Source organism: Leisingera sp. SA215 (assembly GCF_055902035.1).
Window position 1 is genome coordinate 893,362 of sequence record NZ_JBVVXU010000001.1, and the last position, 18,013, is coordinate 911,374.

Below are 18,013 nucleotides of genomic sequence, written 5' to 3' on the forward strand. Positions count from 1 at the left end.
ACGGTCAGCCGTCCCCCTCCTCTTCCAGACGCACCAGCGCAGCCCCGGCTTCGACCTGATCACCGCTCGAGGCCAGCACTTCTGCCACCACTCCGTCGCGGGCGGCCAGCAGTGAATGCTCCATCTTCATCGCCTCCAGAATAGCAAGCCGGTCGCCCTCCTTCACCGATTGGCCGGCTTTGGCAAAGACCGCCTTGACCAGCCCCGGCATCGGCGCCTCGATCACATTGCTGTCGCCGCCGGCCGCCGCATCGCGGTCCAGAGGATCAATCGCGGTGAACTCCAGCCCATAGGCATCATGCACGGTGATCAGGCCCCCCGACTGCGACACCGCAGGCATCCGGCGCTCATCAATGCGCCACTGGCCTTGGCTGCGCTCAGCCGCAACGGTTTCTCCGCCGATGGTCCACAGTTGCCTGTCCGGCCCGTCGACTTGAACATCCGCAGTGAATTCTTCGCCGGCGCGGGACAGGGTAACGGCCCGATGCAGCGGCGCCCAGAGGGTGAAGCCGGTGTCCGGAGAAGGCTCCACCAGGTCCAGCGCCACCATGCCGGCGGCCGCCTTGTGGCGCAGCTCCACCTCCGGTGCCGCGGTCAGCGCGTCCAGATCGCGCGCGATCAGGCCAGTGTCCACGTCGCCGTTTGCAAAGCCCTGATGCGCCGCCAGCGCGCCGAGGAAAGCCAGGTTGGTGACGGTGCCGCCGACCTCGGTTTCCTCCAGCGCCCGGGCCAGCCGCGACAGCGCCACCTTGCGGGTGGAGCCATGCACGATCACCTTGGCAATCATCGGATCATACCAGGGGCTGATGGCGTCGCCTGCCCGCACGCCGCTGTCGGCGCGGCATTCGGCCGGGAAAGACAAATGGGTAAGCGTACCGGTGGCCGGAAGAAAGCCCTTGGGCACGTCTTCCGCATAAAGCCGCGCCTCAAACGCGTGGCCGGTGATTGTCAGGTCTTCCTGCCGGGCAGGCAGACGTTCACCTGAGGCGACCCGCAGCTGCCACTCCACCAGATCGACACCGGTGATCAATTCGGTCACCGGATGTTCCACCTGCAGGCGGGTGTTCATTTCCATGAACCAGAAGCCGTCGCTGCGCAGGCCGTCCGAGCCATCGACGATGAATTCGACGGTGCCTGCGCCCTTGTACCCGATCGCCTCAGCCGCGCGCACGCCGGCCCGGCCCATTGCTTTGCGCATCTCCGCCGTCATGCCCGGTGCAGGGGCTTCCTCAATCACCTTCTGGTGACGGCGCTGAAGCGAACAGTCGCGCTCGAACAGATGCACCGCATGGGTGCCATCGCCAAAAACCTGCACCTCGATATGGCGGGGCTGCTGGATGTATTTCTCGATCAGCACATCCGGGTTGCCAAAGGCCGTGGTGGCCTCGCCTTGCGCGCTTTTCAGGGCATCTGCGAATTCCGCCGGGCTCTCGACCAGCCGCATCCCCTTGCCGCCGCCGCCGGCCACGGCCTTGATCAGCACCGGATACCCGATCTTGCCCGCTTCTTCCTGCAGGAAGTCTGCGTCCTGATTGCTGCCGTGATAGCCGGGCACCACCGGCACGCCGGCCTCTTCCATCAGCGCCTTGGCCGCATCCTTGAGGCCCATCTTGCGGATCGCATCTGCGGACGGGCCGATAAAGGTGAGGCCGGCAGCCTCGACCGCATCAACGAATTTCGGATTTTCGGACAGGAAGCCGTAACCGGGGTGGATCGCCTGGGCGCCGGTTTCCTGCGCCACGCGGATAATTTCGTCGCCGCGAAGGTAACTGTCCGCGGGGGCCGGGCCGCCGATATGCACCGCCTCATCTGCCAGGGCCACATGTTTCGAGGCTGCATCGGCGTCGGAATATACCGCCACTGTCCGCACGCCCATGGCGCGGGCGGTTTCCATCACGCGGCAGGCGATTTCGCCGCGGTTGGCAATCAGGATCTTGTCAAACATGGGGTTGGTCCTTTGTCTGGATCGCCGGACCGGGGGCGCTGCCCCCGGACCCCCGGAGTATTTTGCGAAAGATGAAAGCCCGGCGGCTTACATCCGGAAAACGCCGAATTTGGTCTCTTCCACCGGGGCATTCAGGGCGGCGCTGAGCGACAGCGCCAGCACGTCGCGGGATTTGCGCGGGTCAATGATGCCGTCATCCCACAGCCGTGCCGAAGCATAAAGCGGGTGGCTCTGCTCCTCGAACATGTCGATGGTGGGCTGTTTGAAGGCAGCTTCCTCCTCAGCGCTCCAGCTGCCGCCCTGGCGTTCGATGGCGTCGCGTTTCACCGTCGCCAGCACGCCCGCTGCCTGCTCGCCGCCCATTACCGAGATGCGGGAGTTGGGCCAGGTCCACAGGAACCGCGGCTGGTAGGCGCGGCCCGACATGCCGTAATTACCGGCACCAAAAGAGCCGCCGACCAGCATCGTCACCTTGGGCACGTTGGTGGTGGCAACCGCCGTCACCATCTTGGCGCCGTGGCGGGCGATGCCTTCGTTTTCATATTTACGGCCGACCATGAAGCCGGTGATGTTCTGCAGGAAGACCAGCGGGATCTTGCGCTGGCTGCACAGCTCGACAAAATGCGCGCCCTTCTGCGCCGCCTCCGAAAACAGCACGCCGTTGTTGGCAATGATGCCGATCGGGCAGCCCTTGAGGTGGGCAAAACCGGTGACCAGCGTTTCGCCGAAGCGCGGTTTGAACTCGTCAAAGCGGGAGCCGTCGACCAGCCGCGCGATCACCTCGCGGATGTCGTAGGGCGTGCGCAGGTCGCCGGGCACCACACCGAGGATTTCCTCGGGGTCATAGGCGGGCTCCTCGGAGCTGGCCCAGTTTACCGTCAGCGGCTTGGTGATGTTGAGCGATTGCACCGCGCGCCGGGCCAGCGCCAGCGCGTGGGCATCGTCTTCGGCCAGGTAGTCGGCCACCCCGGAGAGGCGCGTGTGCACGTCGCCGCCGCCCAGGTCCTCGGCGCTGACGACCTCGCCCGTTGCCGCCTTCACCAGCGGCGGGCCCGCGAGGAAGATGGTACCCTGCTCCTTGACGATGATGGTGACGTCCGACATCGCCGGCACATAGGCGCCGCCCGCGGTGCAGGAGCCCATGACCACGGCAATCTGGGGAATGCCCTTGGCCGACATCCGCGCCTGATTGTAGAAGATCCGCCCGAAGTGGTCGCGGTCGGGGAAAACCTCGTCCTGGTTCGGCAGGTTGGCACCGCCGGAGTCCACCAGGTAGATGCAGGGGAGGCGGTTCTCCTCGGCAATTTCCTGCGCGCGCAGGTGTTTCTTGACCGTCATCGGATAGTAGGTGCCGCCCTTCACGGTGGCGTCGTTGCAGACCACCATGACTTCTTGGCCCTCGACCCGGCCGATGCCCGCCACCACGCCGGCGCTGGGGGCGGCGCCGTCATACATGGCATGCGCTGCGGTGGCGCCGATCTCCAGAAAGGGCGAGCCCGGATCCAGCAGGTTTGCCACCCGGCGGCGCGGCAGCATCTTGCCGCGGCTTTCATGCCGGGCGCGGGATTTCTCGCCGCCGCCCATGCGCGCGGCCTCGGCCGCCTCGCTGATCTGCGCAAGGGCCGTCAGATGCGCCTCGCGGTTCTGCTTGAAGCCTTCCGAGGAGGGCATCGCCTTGGATGTGAGTTTCATGTCCACTCTCCCGTTATAGGGTTGAGATCTTTAGGTCCGGTTGGCGCCGCGCACGCCGGGTATGCAACACCTCGGGTCATTGTTCAGCCTCCTCCGCCGCCCGCGCCTTCAGCGCCTTGCGGATCACCTTGCCGGTCACGGTCATCGGCAGCGCCTCAAGGAAGGCCACTTCACGCGGATAGGAATACTGCGCGAGGCGGTCCTTGACGTAGTCCTGCAACTCCTGCTCCGAGGCCGCGGCCCCGTCTTTCAGCACCACATAGGCCTTGACGATTTCAGTACGGAGCGGATCGGGCTTGCCGACCACGCCCACGGTGGCCACCGCCGGGTGGGTCAGCAGGCAATCCTCGATCTCCGCCGGGCCGATGCGGTAGCCGGCAGAGGTGATCACATCATCCTCGCGGCCCACAAAGCGCAGGTAGCCGCCCTCCCAGATGCCGCGGTCGCCGGTCAGCAGCCAGTCGCCGCGGAACTTGGCGGCGGTTTCTTCGGGGCGGTTCCAGTATTCCAGCAGCATCGAGGCCGAGCCGCGGCGGATGGCAACGTCGCCCTCGCCCGCTGCCGGGTTGCCGTCTTCGCCGATCACCGCCACTTCATGCCCCGGAACCGCTTTGCCGATGCAGCCCGGACGCGGTTCGAAACCGGCAGCGCAGGAAGAGGCCACCATGTTGCATTCGGTCTGGCCGTAGAATTCGTTGATGGTCACGCCCAAGCGGCGCCGGCCCCAGGCGAGCATCTCCGCGCCCAGGGGCTCTCCGCCGCTGGCAACAGAACGCAGTCCGCCGAGCCCCTGCCCGGCTGCCTTCAGCATTCTCAAGGCAGTTGGCGGGAAGAAGATGTTGCGCACCCCGGCCTTGGCGATCAGATCGGCGCAAGCTTCCGGCGTAAATTTGTCCAGCCGCGCCGCAACCACCGGCACGCCCAGCGCAAGGCCCGGCATAGCCACGTCGAACAATCCGCCAATCCAGGCCCAGTCCGCGGGCGTCCACAGCACGTCGCCCTGCTGCCCGAGGTAATCATGGCTGATGGCAACACCTGGCAAGTGGCCGGTCAGCACCCGGTGGCCGTGCAGCGCGCCCTTGGGGCTGCCGGTGGTGCCGGAGGTATAGATCAGCACCGCAGGCGTATCAGGCGCAGTCTCGGCAAAGGGCACCGGCGCGCCGTCCATTCCGGCGCTATCGACCATCACCGCATCGGCCAGATCGCCCAGCAGTTCCGCGCCTTCGGGGTCCGTAAAAACAAAGCGCACGCCGGCATCGCCTGCGCGGGACGCCAGCGCATCGCGTTTGAACAGCTTGAACAGCGGCACCGAGATGCCGCCCGCCTTCCAGATAGCCAGATGCGCCGCCGCGCACCAGGGCGACTGGCTGAGCAGCACCCCGACCCGGTCGCCCGGCTGGATACGGGTCAGCAGGCAGCGGGTCAGGCCATCCACCATCCCAGACAATTCGCCATAGGAAATGTCGCGCCGCTCCGCGCCCGTCATGTCGATCAGCGCGGTCTGTTCCGGCGGGCGGGACAGGCACTGGCGGGCCATGTTCAGCTGTGCCGGCAGATCCCAGCTGCCGTCAGGGCGCAGGCCCGGAATATCTTGCGGTTCAGCCATCATAGCTCCATTCCCTGCACGGAACGCGGGCAGGTCTGCCCCGGGACCCTGCGCTGCTGCCGGCCCCGTGGATCACATGGTCCCCATCAGCTCGCGGCCGATCAGCATGCGGCGGATTTCCGAAGTGCCGGCACCGATTTCCATCAGCTTGGCATCGCGGAAGATACGGCCGACCGGATTGTCGGACAGATAGCCTGCACCGCCAAAGGCCTGCACCGCCTGATGCGCCTGGGTCATCGCGACCTCGGAGGAGTAGAGGCAGCAGGCCGCCGCATCCTGGCGCGTCACCGTGCCCTTGTCGCAGGACTTGGCCACTTCATAGACATAAGCCCGCGCCGAGTTCATCGCCGTGTACATGTCGGCGATCTTGGCCTGCATCAGCTGGAAGTTTCCGATCGGCTGGCCGAACTGCTTGCGCTCTTTCATATAGGGCATCATCTCGTCCATGCAGGAGGCCATGATACCGGTGCCGATGCCCGCCAGCACCACGCGCTCATAGTCCAGGCCGGACATCAGCACGCGCACGCCCTTGCCCTCTTCGCCCAGGATGTTTTCAAACGGGACTTCCACATCCTCGAACACCAGTTCAGCCGTATTGGAGCCGCGCATGCCCAGTTTGTCGAAGTGCTTGGAGGCGGAAAAACCTTTCATCTCTTTTTCGATCAGGAAGGCGGTCATGCCTTTGGAACCCGCTTCCGGATCGGTCTTGGCATAGACCACCAGGGTGTCGGCATCGGGGCCATTTGTGATCCAGTATTTGTTGCCGTTCAGCCGGTAGTGGTCATTGCGCTTTTCGGCGCGCAAAGACATCGAGACAACGTCGGATCCTGCGCCAGCCTCGGACATTGCCAGCGCACCGACATGCTCGCCCGAGATCAGCCGCGGCAGATACTTGGCCTTCTGTTCAGCGTTGCCGTTCAGCTTGATCTGGTTGACGCAAAGGTTGGAATGCGCGCCATAGGACAGCGACACAGATGCACTGGCACGGGCGACTTCCTCAACCGCGACCGTATGGGCCAGATAAGACATGCCGGCGCCGCCGAACTCCTCCGGCACGGTGATCCCCAGCAGGCCAAGCTCGCCCATTTCTTTCCAAAGCTCCGCAGGGAACTTGTTGTTCTGATCGATTTCCTGCGCCAACGGCTTGACGCGGTCCTGCGCCCAGCGGTGAACCGCGTCGCGCAGTGCGTTCACATCCTCACCAAGATCAAAAGTCATGCTTGCGTTGAACATCCCGCGGGACCTCCCGGTTAGAGCCGATTATATGAACACTTGTTCAATTCATTAAACGAGCCCCCGATTCGGGTCAATCGTGTTCCTGCGAGGCGGTGCAAACGGCAACGGGCGGCCCCTGAATGGCCGCCTGCAACAAACCGGCCAACCGGGTCAGCGGATCACATGGATCACAGTGCGGCTGTCCGCCTCAACCAGAACAGGCAGGCCGTTGAGATAGACGTACCAATAAGCGGAGTCCGGAACTTCGGTCAGCTGGAGCTGCTCCGGGATCATGACACCTGTCACCACCTCACCTTGCACCAGTTGCTTTCCTCAAGGCCGCCCTCAAGGTCAACCGAGCCATCGGCAGAGATCACGCCAAGGATCTCGTGCTGCGGCCCTGGGCCTGCGCGAAGGTTCAGGGTCGGTCACAGCCTGCACATGGGCGCCGGCCCACACCGGGGCGGCCACAAGGGCCTGAGCGGAAGCGGTCAAGGCCCGTTCTGGCGCCATCGCGGACAGACAACGTGTGCTTTCAGAAAAAGGTTCCCCGGATCGTTTTGCCATTTGTGCGCGTTGGGTTAGCAGTACCGGGACAAACCGGCACACAGCAGATTGCGAGGATACAGACCGATGAAGCGATTGAACCGGACAGTGGCAGCCCTGATCTGCCTGCTAAGCCTTCCCGCCGCAGCTGAGGAAGTCGGGGAGATCGGCGTCGATTGGGTGGGAAATGACATCATCATCGAGGCCATCGCCGACCCCAAGGTCAGCGGCGTGACCTGCCACATCGCCTATTTCGAGCGCGGCTTGCTGGACAGGCTGTCAAAGGGAAACTGGTTCGAGGATCCGTCCAATGCTTCAATCGCCTGCCGCCAGACCGGGCCGATCACAATAGGCGACATCGACCGCGGCCGCGATGGCGAGGATGTGTTCCGGGCGTCCCGCTCCATCATTCTGAAATCGCTGCGGGTGAAGCGGATTTTCGATGAGGCCAATCAGACCCTGATCTATGCTGCCCACGCGGCAGAGCTGACCGATGGCTCCGCCAAGGTTTCGATCTCGACGGTGCCGCTTTATCAGGCGGACTGATAGACCGCAGATACCTCCGCACGGATGATGCGGGCGATCTGAGCGCAATCCTGCACACTGAATGTCAGCGGCACCCGCATGTCGATGATACCTGCCAGCACCCGGTCGCTTTGCGCAAGACGCGGCGTCTCCGCATAACGCCAGCTGTCATAGCGGGAGGTGAAGGCCACCGGCTCCGGCGTGCCGAACCATTTCAGCTCCACCCCGCGGGCAGCACAGCGGCGAACCGCCTCCTGCACGGCGTCCTCAGCCCAATCCAGCAACAGGAACTGGAACGAGGAGCCGACATAGACCTCCTTTGCGGGACGCTCCACCACGGTCAAGCCCGGCGTGCCGTGCAGGCCGTTCTCAACTTCACGGTAGCGCGCGTTCCAGCGGTCCACCTGGGTGTCCAGATCGCGCAGCTGCGGCCGCAGGATGGCGGCGCGCAGGTTGTCCATGCGGCCCGAAATGTTGGGTGTTTCGTATTTCACCTGCTCGAACACCTCCGGCCCCGGTGCGGCCAAATGGCGGCCATAGAGCATGTAGGAGCCGGACAGCATGATGGCACGCGCGGCGATCTCCGCGTCATCGGTGATCAACAGACCGCCCTCGCCCGCGTTCACGTGCTTGTAAGTCTGGCAGGAGTAGCAGCCGACAGCGCCGTGGCGGCCCGACAGCACGCCGTTCCAGGAGGCGCCCATCGTGTGGGCACAATCCTCTATCACGGTGATGCCGGCCGCGTTGCAGATCTCCATCAGCCGGTCCATGTCGCACAGATGCCCGCGCATGTGCGACAGCATCAGCACCTTGGCCTGCTCCGCCTTGGCCGCCAGGTCATCGAGGTCGATGGTCAGGTCTTCGGTGACTTCGACAAACACCGGCTCAGCCCCGACCGAGGCAATCGAGCCCGGCACCGGCGCCAGCGTGAAGGCATTGGTCAGAACCTTATCGCCGGGTTTCACCCCGACCGCACGCAGAGAGGTCGCCAAAGCATAGCCGCCCGAGGCAACGGCCAGGCAGTATTTCGCGCCCATCTGCGCCGCGAACTCCTGCTCCAGCAGTGCGGTTTCACCGGCCTCCCCTTCCGCCACATTATAGCGGTGGAGACGCCCGCCGCGCAGCACCGACAGCGCAGCCTCGATGGCGTCTTCGGGGATGGATTCTTGCTGGGTGAAAGACCCGGAAAATATCTCGCTCATGCGGCGTTTGTGAGCCGCCGCCCGGCAAGGGTCAAGAGGGAAGCAGTTTGGCCGGATTTCCCGAAACTAAGTTGCGGGATCACGCAATCAGCCGCTCCGCAATCTCCGGCAGGTCTTCGTAGCAGTCCAGCAGCGCCTCCGGCCGCAGCGCCTGCATGTCGCCGCCCGCCGGACCGAAGGTCACCAGAACCGACGGCACACCCGCGTTGGCCGAGGTATTGCGGTCCGTATCACTGTCGCCCACAAGCAAGGTGCGGGCCGGATCGCCCCCCGCCCTGCGCGCCGCCTCAAACAGCGGTTCCGGGTCAGGCTTGCGCACCGGCAGCGTGTCGGCCCCCACCAGCGACGCAAAGGCATCGCGCACCCCAAGGCTGCGCAGCAGCTGATCCGCCAGCGCCTCGGGTTTGTTGGTGCAGATCCCGACGCCGAAACCTGCGGCCTTCAACGCCTCAACCGCCGCCATCGCGCCGGGATAAAGGGCTGTGTGATGGTCGATGGCACCCCGGTAGGCCTCCAGCAGCAGCGGATAGAACTCATCCACGGTGGCTTCGTTAAACTGGTTCGTCCGCCGGAGACCATAGCCCAGCATCATCCGGCCGCCGCGCAGGGCGATGCCGGCATCCTGCGGATGGGTCAGCACGTCGCCCAGCCCCATTTGCCGGAAACAGGCATTGGCCGCCGCCAGCAGGTCGCCCGAGGTATCGGCCAGCGTGCCGTCGAGATCGAAGATGACTGTCCGCATGTTCCGCCCTTTCGGCATCTTTCCGCCGCCGCATGTTGCAGGCCGCAATCTTGTTTGATGGCGCTGTCCCTTGCGCCCCGCCCCCCAGCGGATAAAACGGAAGCGATAAAAAGACAAAGAGAAAAGCGATTATGAGCATTGCCCTTGTCATCCTGGCGGCCGGAAAAGGCACCCGGATGAACTCTGACCTTCCGAAAGTCCTGCACCCGATCGCACAAGCACCGATGCTGCAGCACGCCATGGCCGCGGGCCGCGCGCTGGAGCCGGAGCGCAGCATTATCGTGGCAGGCCACGGGGCAGAGGCAGTGTGCGCAGCCGTCGCCGGCTTCGACGAAACGGCCGAAGTGGTGCTGCAGGAAGCGCAGCTGGGCACCGCCCACGCCGTGGATCAGGCCCGCGCCGCGCTGGAAGGCTTTTCCGGCGATGCGGTGGTGCTGTATGGCGACACGCCTTTTGTCAGCGCGGCCACACTGGAACGCATGATCGAGGCCCGCCAGCGCGCCGATCTGGTAGTGCTGGGGTTCGAGGCCGCCGATCCCGGCCGCTATGGCCGCCTGGTAATGGAGGGCGACAGCCTGGAGCGGATCGTCGAGTTCAAGGACGCGAGCGAAGCGGAGCGCGCCATTCGCTTCTGCAATTCCGGGCTGATGGCCTGCGACGCCGGGATGATGTTCGACCTGATTGCCAAGGTCGGCAATGAAAACGCCTCGGGCGAGTATTACCTGACTGACCTGGTGGAATTGGCGCGGCGCGAAGATTTGAAGGTTACGGCAGTATCCTGCGATGAAGCCGAAACGCTGGGCGTCAACTCCCGCGCCGAACTGGCACAGGCGGATGCGCTGTTTCAAGCGCGTGCCCGGGCAGAGCTTCTGGACCTAGGTGTCACCCTGGTGGCGCCGGAAACTGTCTACCTGGCCTTTGACACCATCATTGGCCGCGACACGGTGATTGAACCCAATGTGGTCTTCGGCCCCGGCGTGACGGTGGAAAGCGGCGCCCTGATCCGCGCCTTCTCGCATCTGGAGGGCTGCCACGTCAGCCGCGGCGCCAAGGTCGGCCCATATGCCCGGCTGCGTCCGGGGGCAGAACTGGCGGAGGACACCCACATCGGCAATTTCGTCGAGATCAAGAACGCGGAAATCGCAGAAGGCGCCAAGGTCAATCACCTCAGCTATATCGGCGATGCCTTTGTTGGCGCGGCATCAAACATTGGCGCAGGCACGATTACCTGCAACTATGACGGGGTGATGAAGCACCGTACCGAGATCGGCGCCCGTGCCTTTATCGGATCGAACACCATGCTGGTGGCACCGGTCCGGGTCGGAAACGAGGCAATGACCGCTACAGGCGCGGTGATCACTAAAAATGTCGAAGACGGCGATCTGGCCATAGCCCGCGCCGAACAGACCAACAAACCAGGGCGCGCGCGCAAGCTGATGGATATGCTGCGCGCCAAAAAGGCCCGTCTTCAAAAGGGAGCCAAGTGATGTGCGGAATTGTCGGCGTTCTGGGAAATCACGAGGCTGCCCCGATTTTGGTCGAGGCGCTGAAGCGGCTGGAATACCGCGGCTATGACAGTGCTGGAATCGCCACCGTCAACAACGGAGAGCTGCGCCGCCGCCGCGCGGTGGGCAAGCTGGTGAACCTTTCCGACCTGCTGGTGCATGAGCCGCTGGCCGGCAAGTCCGGCATCGGCCACACCCGCTGGGCCACCCATGGCGCGCCCTCGGTCGGCAATGCGCACCCGCACCGTGCGGGCGCTGTGGCCGTGGTCCACAACGGCATTATCGAGAATTACAAGGACCTGCGCGCCGAGCTGCTGGACTGCGGGTTGGAGTTCCGCACCGAGACCGACACCGAAACCGTCGCCCTGATGGCCGAACGCTATCTGCAGGAAGGTCTCTCCCCTGCCGATGCCGCCTTTAAGACGCTCGATCAGCTGCAAGGCGCCTTTGCCCTGGCGTTCCTTTTTGACGGCGAAGAAGACCTGATCATCGCCGCCCGCAAGGGTTCGCCGCTGGCAATCGGCCATGGCGACGGTGAAATGTTCGTGGGCTCGGATGCCATCGCCCTGGCGCCGCTGACAGACCGGATCACCTATCTGGAGGAAGGCGACCGCGCTGTTGTCACCCGCGCAGGCGCCGAAATCCGCAATGCCCGCGGCGAACTGGTGAACCGCGAAACCAAGACCATCCAGATCGATGCCGCTCAGGTCGACAAAGGCGGCCACAAGCATTTCATGGCCAAGGAAATCGCCGAGCAGCCGCATGTGATCGCCGAGGCGATCCGCCATTACCTGCCGGTCGAGGAAGACGCTGTGCGCCTGCCGGGCGAAGGTGTGGACTTCTCCGGTGTCGAGCGGCTGACCATGGTCGCCTGCGGCACCGCCTATTACGCCTGTGTCACTGCCAAATACTGGTTTGAGCAGATCGCCCGGCTGCCGGTCGAGGTCGATATCGCCTCCGAATTCCGCTACCGCGAACCGCCGATCCCCGGCAAGACGCTGGCGCTGTTTGTCTCGCAATCAGGCGAAACGGCCGACACCCTGGCCGCCCTGCGCTATTGTCAGGAAAAGGCGGACAAGATCCTGTCGGTGGTCAATGTCTCCGAAAGCTCCATCGCACGCGAAAGCGATCTGGCGCTGCCGATCTTTGCCGGGCCGGAAATCGGCGTGGCGTCCACCAAGGCCTTTACCTGCCAGCTGACAGTTCTGCTGGCGCTGGCGCTGAAAGCCGCCTGCGACCGCGGCCATCTGAGTGCCGAGGAAATGACAGAGTATGCCACAGCCATCCGCGGCCTGCCAAACGTGCTGTCCTCCGCGCTGGAGCAGAACGACGCAATCCGTTTGGCGGCACAGAAGGTGAGCGAGGCCCGCGACGTCCTGTTCCTGGGCCGCGGCCTGATGTTCCCGCTGGCCTTGGAGGGCGCGCTGAAGCTGAAGGAAATCAGCTATATCCACGCCGAAGCCTATGCGAGCGGCGAGCTGAAGCACGGCCCCATCGCATTGATCGACAAGAACATGCCGGTGGTGGTGCTGACGCCCAAGGACGCGCTGTTCGACAAATCTGTCTCCAATATGCAGGAGGTGCTGGCGCGCAAGGGCAAGGTGCTGATGATCTCCGATCAGAACGGCATTGACGAGGCCGGAGACGACGTCTGGTGCGCGATCCGGATGCCCCGGGTGAAGGAGGCGCTGACCCCGATCCTTTATGCGATCCCGGCGCAGCTGCTGGCCTATCACACCGCCGTGGCCAAGGGCACTGATGTGGACCAGCCGCGCAATCTGGCGAAATCCGTTACCGTGGAGTAGCAGCCGGTGGCCAAGCAGTTTAACCGGATCAATGAGGATCACGCGCGTTTCATCGCTGCTCAGCATGTCTTCTTTGCCGGGACCGCAGCGGCGGAAGGCCGGGTGAACATCTCCCCCAAGGGCATGGACAGCCTGCGGGTTATGGATCCGAACCGGATTGTTTGGCGCAATCTCACCGGCAGCGGCAACGAAACTGCGGGGCATCTGCGCCAGATGAACCGGATGACGCTGATGTGGTGCAGCTTCGCGACGCGGCCGCTTATCTTGCGGGCCTATGGCTCGGCCCGCACCCTGCATCCCCGCGACCCGGAATTTGCGGACCTCAATGCGCTGTTCCCTGCCAATCCGGGCCCGCGTCAGATCTACGACATGAGCGTGGAAATGATTCAGACGTCCTGCGGCTACGCGGTGCCATTCCTCGATTACGCCGGTGAACGGGACACATTGGACAGGGTGACCGAACCGCTGGGCCGGGACGGGCTGCACGCATTCTGGGCGGAGCGCAACCTGACCACAATCGACGGGCAGCCGACCAACATTTTCGGAGATACTGATGACGCTGGATGACGCTCTTGCCAGCTTGAAAGCGCAGGCAGAACCCGGCCGCGCCGAGCAGATGACCGCCTATCACAAGCAAACCCGCGCAGTTCTGGGCGTGCCCAACCCGGCCGCCAATGACCTGACCAGGACCTGGCGGCAGGTACTCTCGCTCGAAGAACGGGTCAACCTGGCAGGCGCACTGTGGGAGTCGGATATCTTCGAAGCCCGCATCGCCGCCGCCAAACTGCTGACCCAGGCGCGGATCAAAGAGGACGCGCCCGTTTGGGAGCTGCTGCAGGCATGGGTGCCCGGGTTTGACAGCTGGGCCATTGCCGATCACGCCTGCTCTGCCATTTCAAAGCGCCTGCAAGCTGCACCGGACCGGCTGGACACTGTGGAAGCCTGGACCCGGTCGGACCACATGTGGTCCCGCCGCGCAGCACTTGTGGCCACCCTGCCCTGGGCCAAGATGAACAACCTGAAGCCCGCGGATCAGCAGCACCGTGAACGCATCCTGGGCTGGGCGGCCTCATATGTGCCGGACCGGAACTGGTTCATCCAAAAGGCCATCGGCTGGTGGCTGCGCGATCTCAGCAAGCATGACGCCGAGCGCACCCGCGTTTTTCTGGTGGAACATGGCGCAGCCATGAAACCCTTTGCCCGCAAGGAAGCGGCGAAATACCTGAAAGACGATTAGGCCCGCCCCGCAGCAACAGGGCGGCGCTTCCCCGTTCAAAACAAACTTCAGCCGGCGGGCAGCACCTGCACTTCGGCCAGCTCGGTCAGCGGCAGGTTCAAGGCGCGCATGGCGCCGATCGACAGGCGGCTGCCGCCGGTCGCCGCGCCAGGTGCCGGTTTCAGCGTCAGCACCACCTGGGTGTTGCGGCTGGTGCGCACCAGCGCCTGCTGTTCAGCAGCCACCAGCGGTGTTTCCATCCACAGCCCCGGCAGCGACGGGTCGCCCAGCGACGCCACCGTGGTAGCGGATCCGCGGAATGACGGCGCGGCGGGCAAGCCGGGGTCCGCCTCAACCGCCTCGACGCCGGGGGCCGGCTGCAGCACCGGGTCCAGCGGCTCTGACGTTGCCGGCGCCCCCTGGCCGCCAAGAATGGAGGAATTGAGCTGGATACCGTCGCAGGCCGCCAGCAGGGAAATCGAAGCAAGGGAAATGACTGTCATACGCATGGGGCGAGCCTAGCTTTCAGCGAAACTCTTTGCCAGACACAAATGCCGTCCCCCCTTGCCGCGGGCGCTGCCCCGCTTTACCTAGGAAGCATGACAGCTCCGCTTATCGATCCCTTCGCCCGCGCAATCACTTACCTGCGTGTCTCGGTCACCGACCGCTGCGACTTCCGTTGCGTCTATTGCATGTCGGAAAACATGACCTTTCTGCCCAAAAAGGATTTGCTGACGCTGGAGGAGCTGGACCGGCTGTGCTCCACCTTCATCCGGCTCGGCGTGGAAAAACTGCGCATCACCGGCGGCGAGCCGCTGGTGCGCCGTGGCATCATGACGTTTTTCGACGCGATGAGCCGCCATCTGGACACCGGCGCCCTGAAGGAGCTGACGCTGACCACCAATGGCTCGCAGCTGGTGAAATACGCCGATGACCTCTATGCCGCGGGGGTGCGCCGGGTGAATATCTCGCTCGACACGCTGGACGAACAGAAATTTGCCGATGTCACCCGCTGGGGCCGTTTGCCGCAGGTGCTGAAGGGTATTGATGCTGCCCAAAAGGCCGGCCTCAAGGTAAAGATCAACGCCGTGGCGCTGAAGGGGTTCAACGAAGAAGAACTGCCCGCCATCACCCGCTGGTGCGCTGAGCGCGGGTTGGACCTCACCTGGATCGAAGTCATGCCGATGGGGGAGGACATCGGCGCCATGGAGCGCATCGGTCAGTACTGGTCGCTGAAAGACGTGCGCGCGGAGTACGAAAACCACTATTCTGTCACCGATCTGGCCGAACGCACCGGCGGCCCGGCCCGCTATGTGCGGCTGGAGGAAACCGGCCAGAAAATCGGCTTCATCACGCCGCTTTCCCATAACTTCTGCGAAAGCTGCAACCGGGTGCGCGTGACCTGCACTGGTGAGATCTACACCTGCCTCGGCCAAGAGGGCAAAGCTGACCTGCGCAGCCCCCTGCGCGCCAATGAAGAAGGCACCGGCATCCTTGAAACTGCGATCCGTGCCGCCATCGGCGATAAGCCCCGCGGTCATGATTTTGATTATTCCCGGCAGGAGGCCGGCGGCCAGATATCCCGCCATATGAGCCACACCGGCGGCTGAACATGTCCAGTGACACGCCTGCGCGGCCGACGCTGCTTTACTCGCTTTATTGCGGCGCCAGCGCGTTGATCGCGCCCTTTGCCTGGCGCAAGGTCGCGGCCAAGCTGCGCGACTACGGCCTGCCCGAAGAGCGCGTGCGCGAGCGTCTGGGCCAAGCGTCCCTGCCCCGCCCCGCCGGACGGCTGATCTGGTTCCATGCCGCCTCGGTCGGCGAGAGCCTGTCTGTACTCACTCTCATTAAACGCATCGGCGAACAGGTGCCGGGGGCGGAGTTTCTGATCACTTCCGGCACCCCGACTTCGGCGGAATTGATCGCCAAGCGGATGCCGCCGCGCTGCCGCCACCAGTTTCCGCCGCTGGACACCGCGGCCTCAGTAGAGCGGTTCCTGGCGCACTGGCGCCCCGATCTGGGGGTATTTGTCGAAAGCGAGTTGTGGCCGCAGATGCTGGTGCGGGCGCGTACGGGCGGCTGCCCGCTGGTGCTGTTGAATGCGCGGCTGTCGGACCGCTCGGTTGAAAGCTGGACGAAACGCCCCGAAACGGCGCGCTACATCCTGGACCAATTCGACCTGCTGGTGACCCAGAACCAGAAAACTGCCGCCAACCTGCAGGCGATGGGCGCGGCTGCGGACCGCATCCGCCCCGGCAGCAACCTCAAGGCTGCCTCCGCCCCTCTGCCGGTTGATCCGGACAGCCTTGGCAAAGTGCGTGGCAACATCGGCGCTCGCCCGGTATGGGTAGCCTCCTCCACCCACGAGGGCGAGGAAGAGATCGTGCTGCAGGCGCATAAGCTGCTGTTGAAACAGCATCCGGACCTGTGCCTGCTGCTGGCCCCCCGCCACCCGGAGCGCGGCGGCACGGTAGAAACCCTGGTGAAAGACGCGGACCTCAGTTGCGCGCGCCGCAGCAAGGGGGTGATGCCCGGGACCGCGACGCAGGTCTATCTGGCCGACACGCTCGGCGAAGTTGGCACATGGTATGCGCTCAGCCCCCTGGTGTTTCTGGGCGGTTCCTTGCGCGAAATCGGCGGCCACAATCCGTTTGAACCGATCCAGGCTGGCGCTGCGGTGATCACTGGCACGGGCCACTACAATTTCGCCGAAACCTATGCCGAGCTGACCGCAGCGGGTGCGGCCGCTGAGGTGCGATCCGCTGCGGACCTGGCGGAACAGGTCGCCCAGTGGCTGGAGCAGCCGGAAACATTCCAGGCCGCACGCGATGCCGCAGGGCAGTTCATCTCCCGCCAGTCGGATCAATTGGACAAGACGGTGGACGCCCTGCTGGCGCTTCTGCCTGCCAGGAGGCCATGATGGCACAGATTGACGCCAACACAATCGAAGTCATCGCCCCGAATTTCAAGCGCCGCCTGTCCGGGGTGACCTCGACAATCGTGCGGCTGGTGCCTTTGCAGCGCCGGCAGATCGCCATTGCCACCGCAGGCGCCGGCCTGCCGGCGGAGATGCCGCATCTGTCGGCAGCCCAGCTCATCTTCATGAACCGCAACGGCCCGGCCGGCGCCCGTGTCTGGCACGCCCGGCGCAACGTGGAGATGCTGGGCGGGCTGGCCTTGAAATACCTATTGGGCAAGCGGCTGAAACTGCTGTTCACCTCTGCCTCCCAGCGGCATCATTCAGGCTATACCAAATGGCTGATCTCGCAGATGGACCGGGTGATCGCCACCTCAGCCAAGGGGGCGGCTTACTTGGATAAACCGGTTCAGGTGGTGCACCACGGGATCAATACCGAAGAGTTCTGTCCGCCCGCGGACAAAGCCGCACTGCGCCGTGAACTGGGCCTGCCGGAGGACGCCGTCCTGATCGGCTGCTATGGCCGGATCCGGGCGCAGAAGGGCACCGACGTTTTTGTCGACGCCATGCTGCAGGTGCTGAAAGCGCACCCCGAGGCGGTGGGCCTGGTTATGGGCCGCGCCACCGAAAAACATGCGGCCTTTGAAAAGGAGCTGCGCGCCAAGGTGGATGCCGCGGGCCTGTCAGACCGGCTGCTGTTCCCGCCCGAGGTGCCGGTGTGGGAGGTTTCCCGTTGGTATCAGGCGCTGGATCTCTACGTGGCGCCGCAGCGCTGGGAGGGCTTCGGCCTCACCCCGCTGGAGGCGATGGCCTGCGGCGTGCCGGCTGTCGCCACCCGCGTTGGCGCCTTTGAAGAGCTTATTGCACCGGGTGAGACAGGCCTGCTGATCGATCCCGGCGAGACCGGGCAGATGGTCGAGGCGATCAACGGGATCCTGTCCGCCGAAGGGCGGCTGGAACAATGGTCAGCGGCGGCACGCAAGCACGCCATAACCAATTTCGCATTGAAGAAAGAGGCCGACGCACTGGTCGCCATCTACCGCGAATTGCTGGAACATTAAGGCAGCCCTCCCGCGTTTCTTTCTGGTCACAAATAC

The 18,013-nt window shown here is 64.3% G+C and carries 17 protein-coding genes; 8 read left to right on the top strand and 9 right to left on the bottom strand.

The window, feature by feature from the left end; all coding sequences use genetic code 11:
* Nucleotides 1-4: 4 nt before the first annotated feature.
* From AC0KW6_RS04325 to AC0KW6_RS04350, 6 genes are all read right to left on the bottom strand, one after another.
* A complete protein-coding gene (locus tag AC0KW6_RS04325; protein WP_474034179.1) occupies nucleotides 5-1,945 on the bottom strand; it encodes an acetyl/propionyl/methylcrotonyl-CoA carboxylase subunit alpha in 1,941 nt (646 codons plus the stop codon).
* A gap of 87 nt (nucleotides 1,946-2,032) precedes the next feature.
* On the bottom strand, nucleotides 2,033-3,637 hold the full coding sequence (locus tag AC0KW6_RS04330; RefSeq protein WP_474034180.1) for a carboxyl transferase domain-containing protein: 1,605 nt from the start codon (nucleotides 3,635-3,637) through the stop codon (nucleotides 2,033-2,035).
* 76 nt (nucleotides 3,638-3,713) lie between these two features.
* Entirely contained in the window at nucleotides 3,714-5,243 is a 1,530-nt protein-coding gene (locus AC0KW6_RS04335; RefSeq protein WP_474034181.1) for an AMP-binding protein, read from the bottom strand.
* Nucleotides 5,244-5,315: 72 nt separating this feature from the next.
* Nucleotides 5,316-6,476, bottom strand: a complete 1,161-nt coding sequence (locus AC0KW6_RS04340; protein ID WP_474034182.1) for an isovaleryl-CoA dehydrogenase — start codon at nucleotides 6,474-6,476, stop codon at nucleotides 5,316-5,318.
* A 153-nt stretch (nucleotides 6,477-6,629) separates the two neighbouring features.
* Nucleotides 6,630-6,779: a DUF1236 domain-containing protein gene (locus AC0KW6_RS04345; protein WP_474034183.1), complete on the bottom strand. Its 150-nt coding sequence runs from the start codon at nucleotides 6,777-6,779 to the stop codon at nucleotides 6,630-6,632.
* Complete coding sequence (locus AC0KW6_RS04350; RefSeq protein ID WP_474034219.1) at nucleotides 6,761-6,835, bottom strand: hypothetical protein; 75 nt, start codon at nucleotides 6,833-6,835, stop codon at nucleotides 6,761-6,763. Before AC0KW6_RS04350 ends, AC0KW6_RS04345 begins: the two co-directional genes overlap by 19 nt.
* A 256-nt stretch (nucleotides 6,836-7,091) precedes the next feature.
* Between AC0KW6_RS04350 and AC0KW6_RS04355 the strand changes: the two genes are divergently transcribed.
* Nucleotides 7,092-7,550, top strand: a complete 459-nt coding sequence (locus AC0KW6_RS04355) for a CreA family protein (protein WP_474034184.1) — start codon at nucleotides 7,092-7,094, stop codon at nucleotides 7,548-7,550.
* On the opposite strand, the gene AC0KW6_RS04360 is transcribed toward AC0KW6_RS04355, so the two are convergent.
* The gene (locus AC0KW6_RS04360; RefSeq protein WP_474034185.1) at nucleotides 7,538-8,731 is read right to left on the bottom strand and encodes a DegT/DnrJ/EryC1/StrS family aminotransferase; all 1,194 of its coding nucleotides are present in this window, start codon (nucleotides 8,729-8,731) and stop codon (nucleotides 7,538-7,540) included. The two genes, AC0KW6_RS04355 and AC0KW6_RS04360, sit on opposite strands and share 13 nt — an antisense overlap.
* 79 nt (nucleotides 8,732-8,810) lie before the next feature.
* Nucleotides 8,811-9,473 carry an HAD-IA family hydrolase gene (locus AC0KW6_RS04365; RefSeq protein ID WP_323777142.1) on the bottom strand — a complete coding sequence of 221 codons (663 nt, stop codon included), beginning with the start codon at nucleotides 9,471-9,473 and terminating at the stop codon, nucleotides 8,811-8,813.
* 131 nt (nucleotides 9,474-9,604) lie between these two features.
* Between AC0KW6_RS04365 and glmU the strand changes: the two genes are divergently transcribed.
* From glmU to AC0KW6_RS04385, 4 genes are read left to right on the top strand one after another with little or no spacing between them, the layout of a single operon-like run.
* Nucleotides 9,605-10,960: a bifunctional UDP-N-acetylglucosamine diphosphorylase/glucosamine-1-phosphate N-acetyltransferase GlmU gene (gene glmU / locus AC0KW6_RS04370; RefSeq protein ID WP_323777140.1), complete on the top strand. Its 1,356-nt coding sequence runs from the start codon at nucleotides 9,605-9,607 to the stop codon at nucleotides 10,958-10,960.
* Nucleotides 10,960-12,783 carry a glutamine--fructose-6-phosphate transaminase (isomerizing) gene (glmS, locus tag AC0KW6_RS04375; RefSeq protein ID WP_323777138.1) on the top strand — a complete coding sequence of 608 codons (1,824 nt, stop codon included), beginning with the start codon at nucleotides 10,960-10,962 and terminating at the stop codon, nucleotides 12,781-12,783. Before glmU ends, glmS begins: the two co-directional genes overlap by 1 nt.
* A gap of 6 nt (nucleotides 12,784-12,789) precedes the next feature.
* On the top strand, nucleotides 12,790-13,350 hold the full coding sequence (locus AC0KW6_RS04380; protein WP_323777136.1) for a pyridoxamine 5'-phosphate oxidase family protein: 561 nt from the start codon (nucleotides 12,790-12,792) through the stop codon (nucleotides 13,348-13,350).
* Nucleotides 13,337-14,020, top strand: a complete 684-nt coding sequence (locus AC0KW6_RS04385; RefSeq protein WP_474034186.1) for a DNA alkylation repair protein — start codon at nucleotides 13,337-13,339, stop codon at nucleotides 14,018-14,020. Before AC0KW6_RS04380 ends, AC0KW6_RS04385 begins: the two co-directional genes overlap by 14 nt.
* Nucleotides 14,021-14,067: 47 nt before the next feature.
* Here the strand turns inward: AC0KW6_RS04385 and AC0KW6_RS04390 are convergent, their stop codons facing one another.
* Nucleotides 14,068-14,508, bottom strand: coding sequence for a hypothetical protein (locus AC0KW6_RS04390; RefSeq protein ID WP_474034187.1), 441 nt, complete (start codon nucleotides 14,506-14,508; stop codon nucleotides 14,068-14,070).
* A gap of 90 nt (nucleotides 14,509-14,598) precedes the next feature.
* On the opposite strand from AC0KW6_RS04390, the gene moaA reads away from it, so the two are divergent.
* Genes moaA through AC0KW6_RS04405 form a run of 3 tightly spaced genes read left to right on the top strand, consistent with a single transcriptional unit; the run spans nucleotide 14,599 to nucleotide 17,977 of the window.
* Nucleotides 14,599-15,609 carry a GTP 3',8-cyclase MoaA gene (moaA, locus tag AC0KW6_RS04395; protein ID WP_323777130.1) on the top strand — a complete coding sequence of 337 codons (1,011 nt, stop codon included), beginning with the start codon at nucleotides 14,599-14,601 and terminating at the stop codon, nucleotides 15,607-15,609.
* A gap of 2 nt (nucleotides 15,610-15,611) precedes the next feature.
* Nucleotides 15,612-16,919, top strand: coding sequence for a 3-deoxy-D-manno-octulosonic acid transferase (locus AC0KW6_RS04400; protein ID WP_474034188.1), 1,308 nt, complete (start codon nucleotides 15,612-15,614; stop codon nucleotides 16,917-16,919).
* The gene (locus tag AC0KW6_RS04405; RefSeq protein WP_474034189.1) at nucleotides 16,919-17,977 is read left to right on the top strand and encodes a glycosyltransferase family 4 protein; all 1,059 of its coding nucleotides are present in this window, start codon (nucleotides 16,919-16,921) and stop codon (nucleotides 17,975-17,977) included. The genes AC0KW6_RS04400 and AC0KW6_RS04405 overlap by 1 nt, the downstream gene beginning before the upstream one ends.
* Nucleotides 17,978-18,013 lie beyond the last annotated feature (36 nt).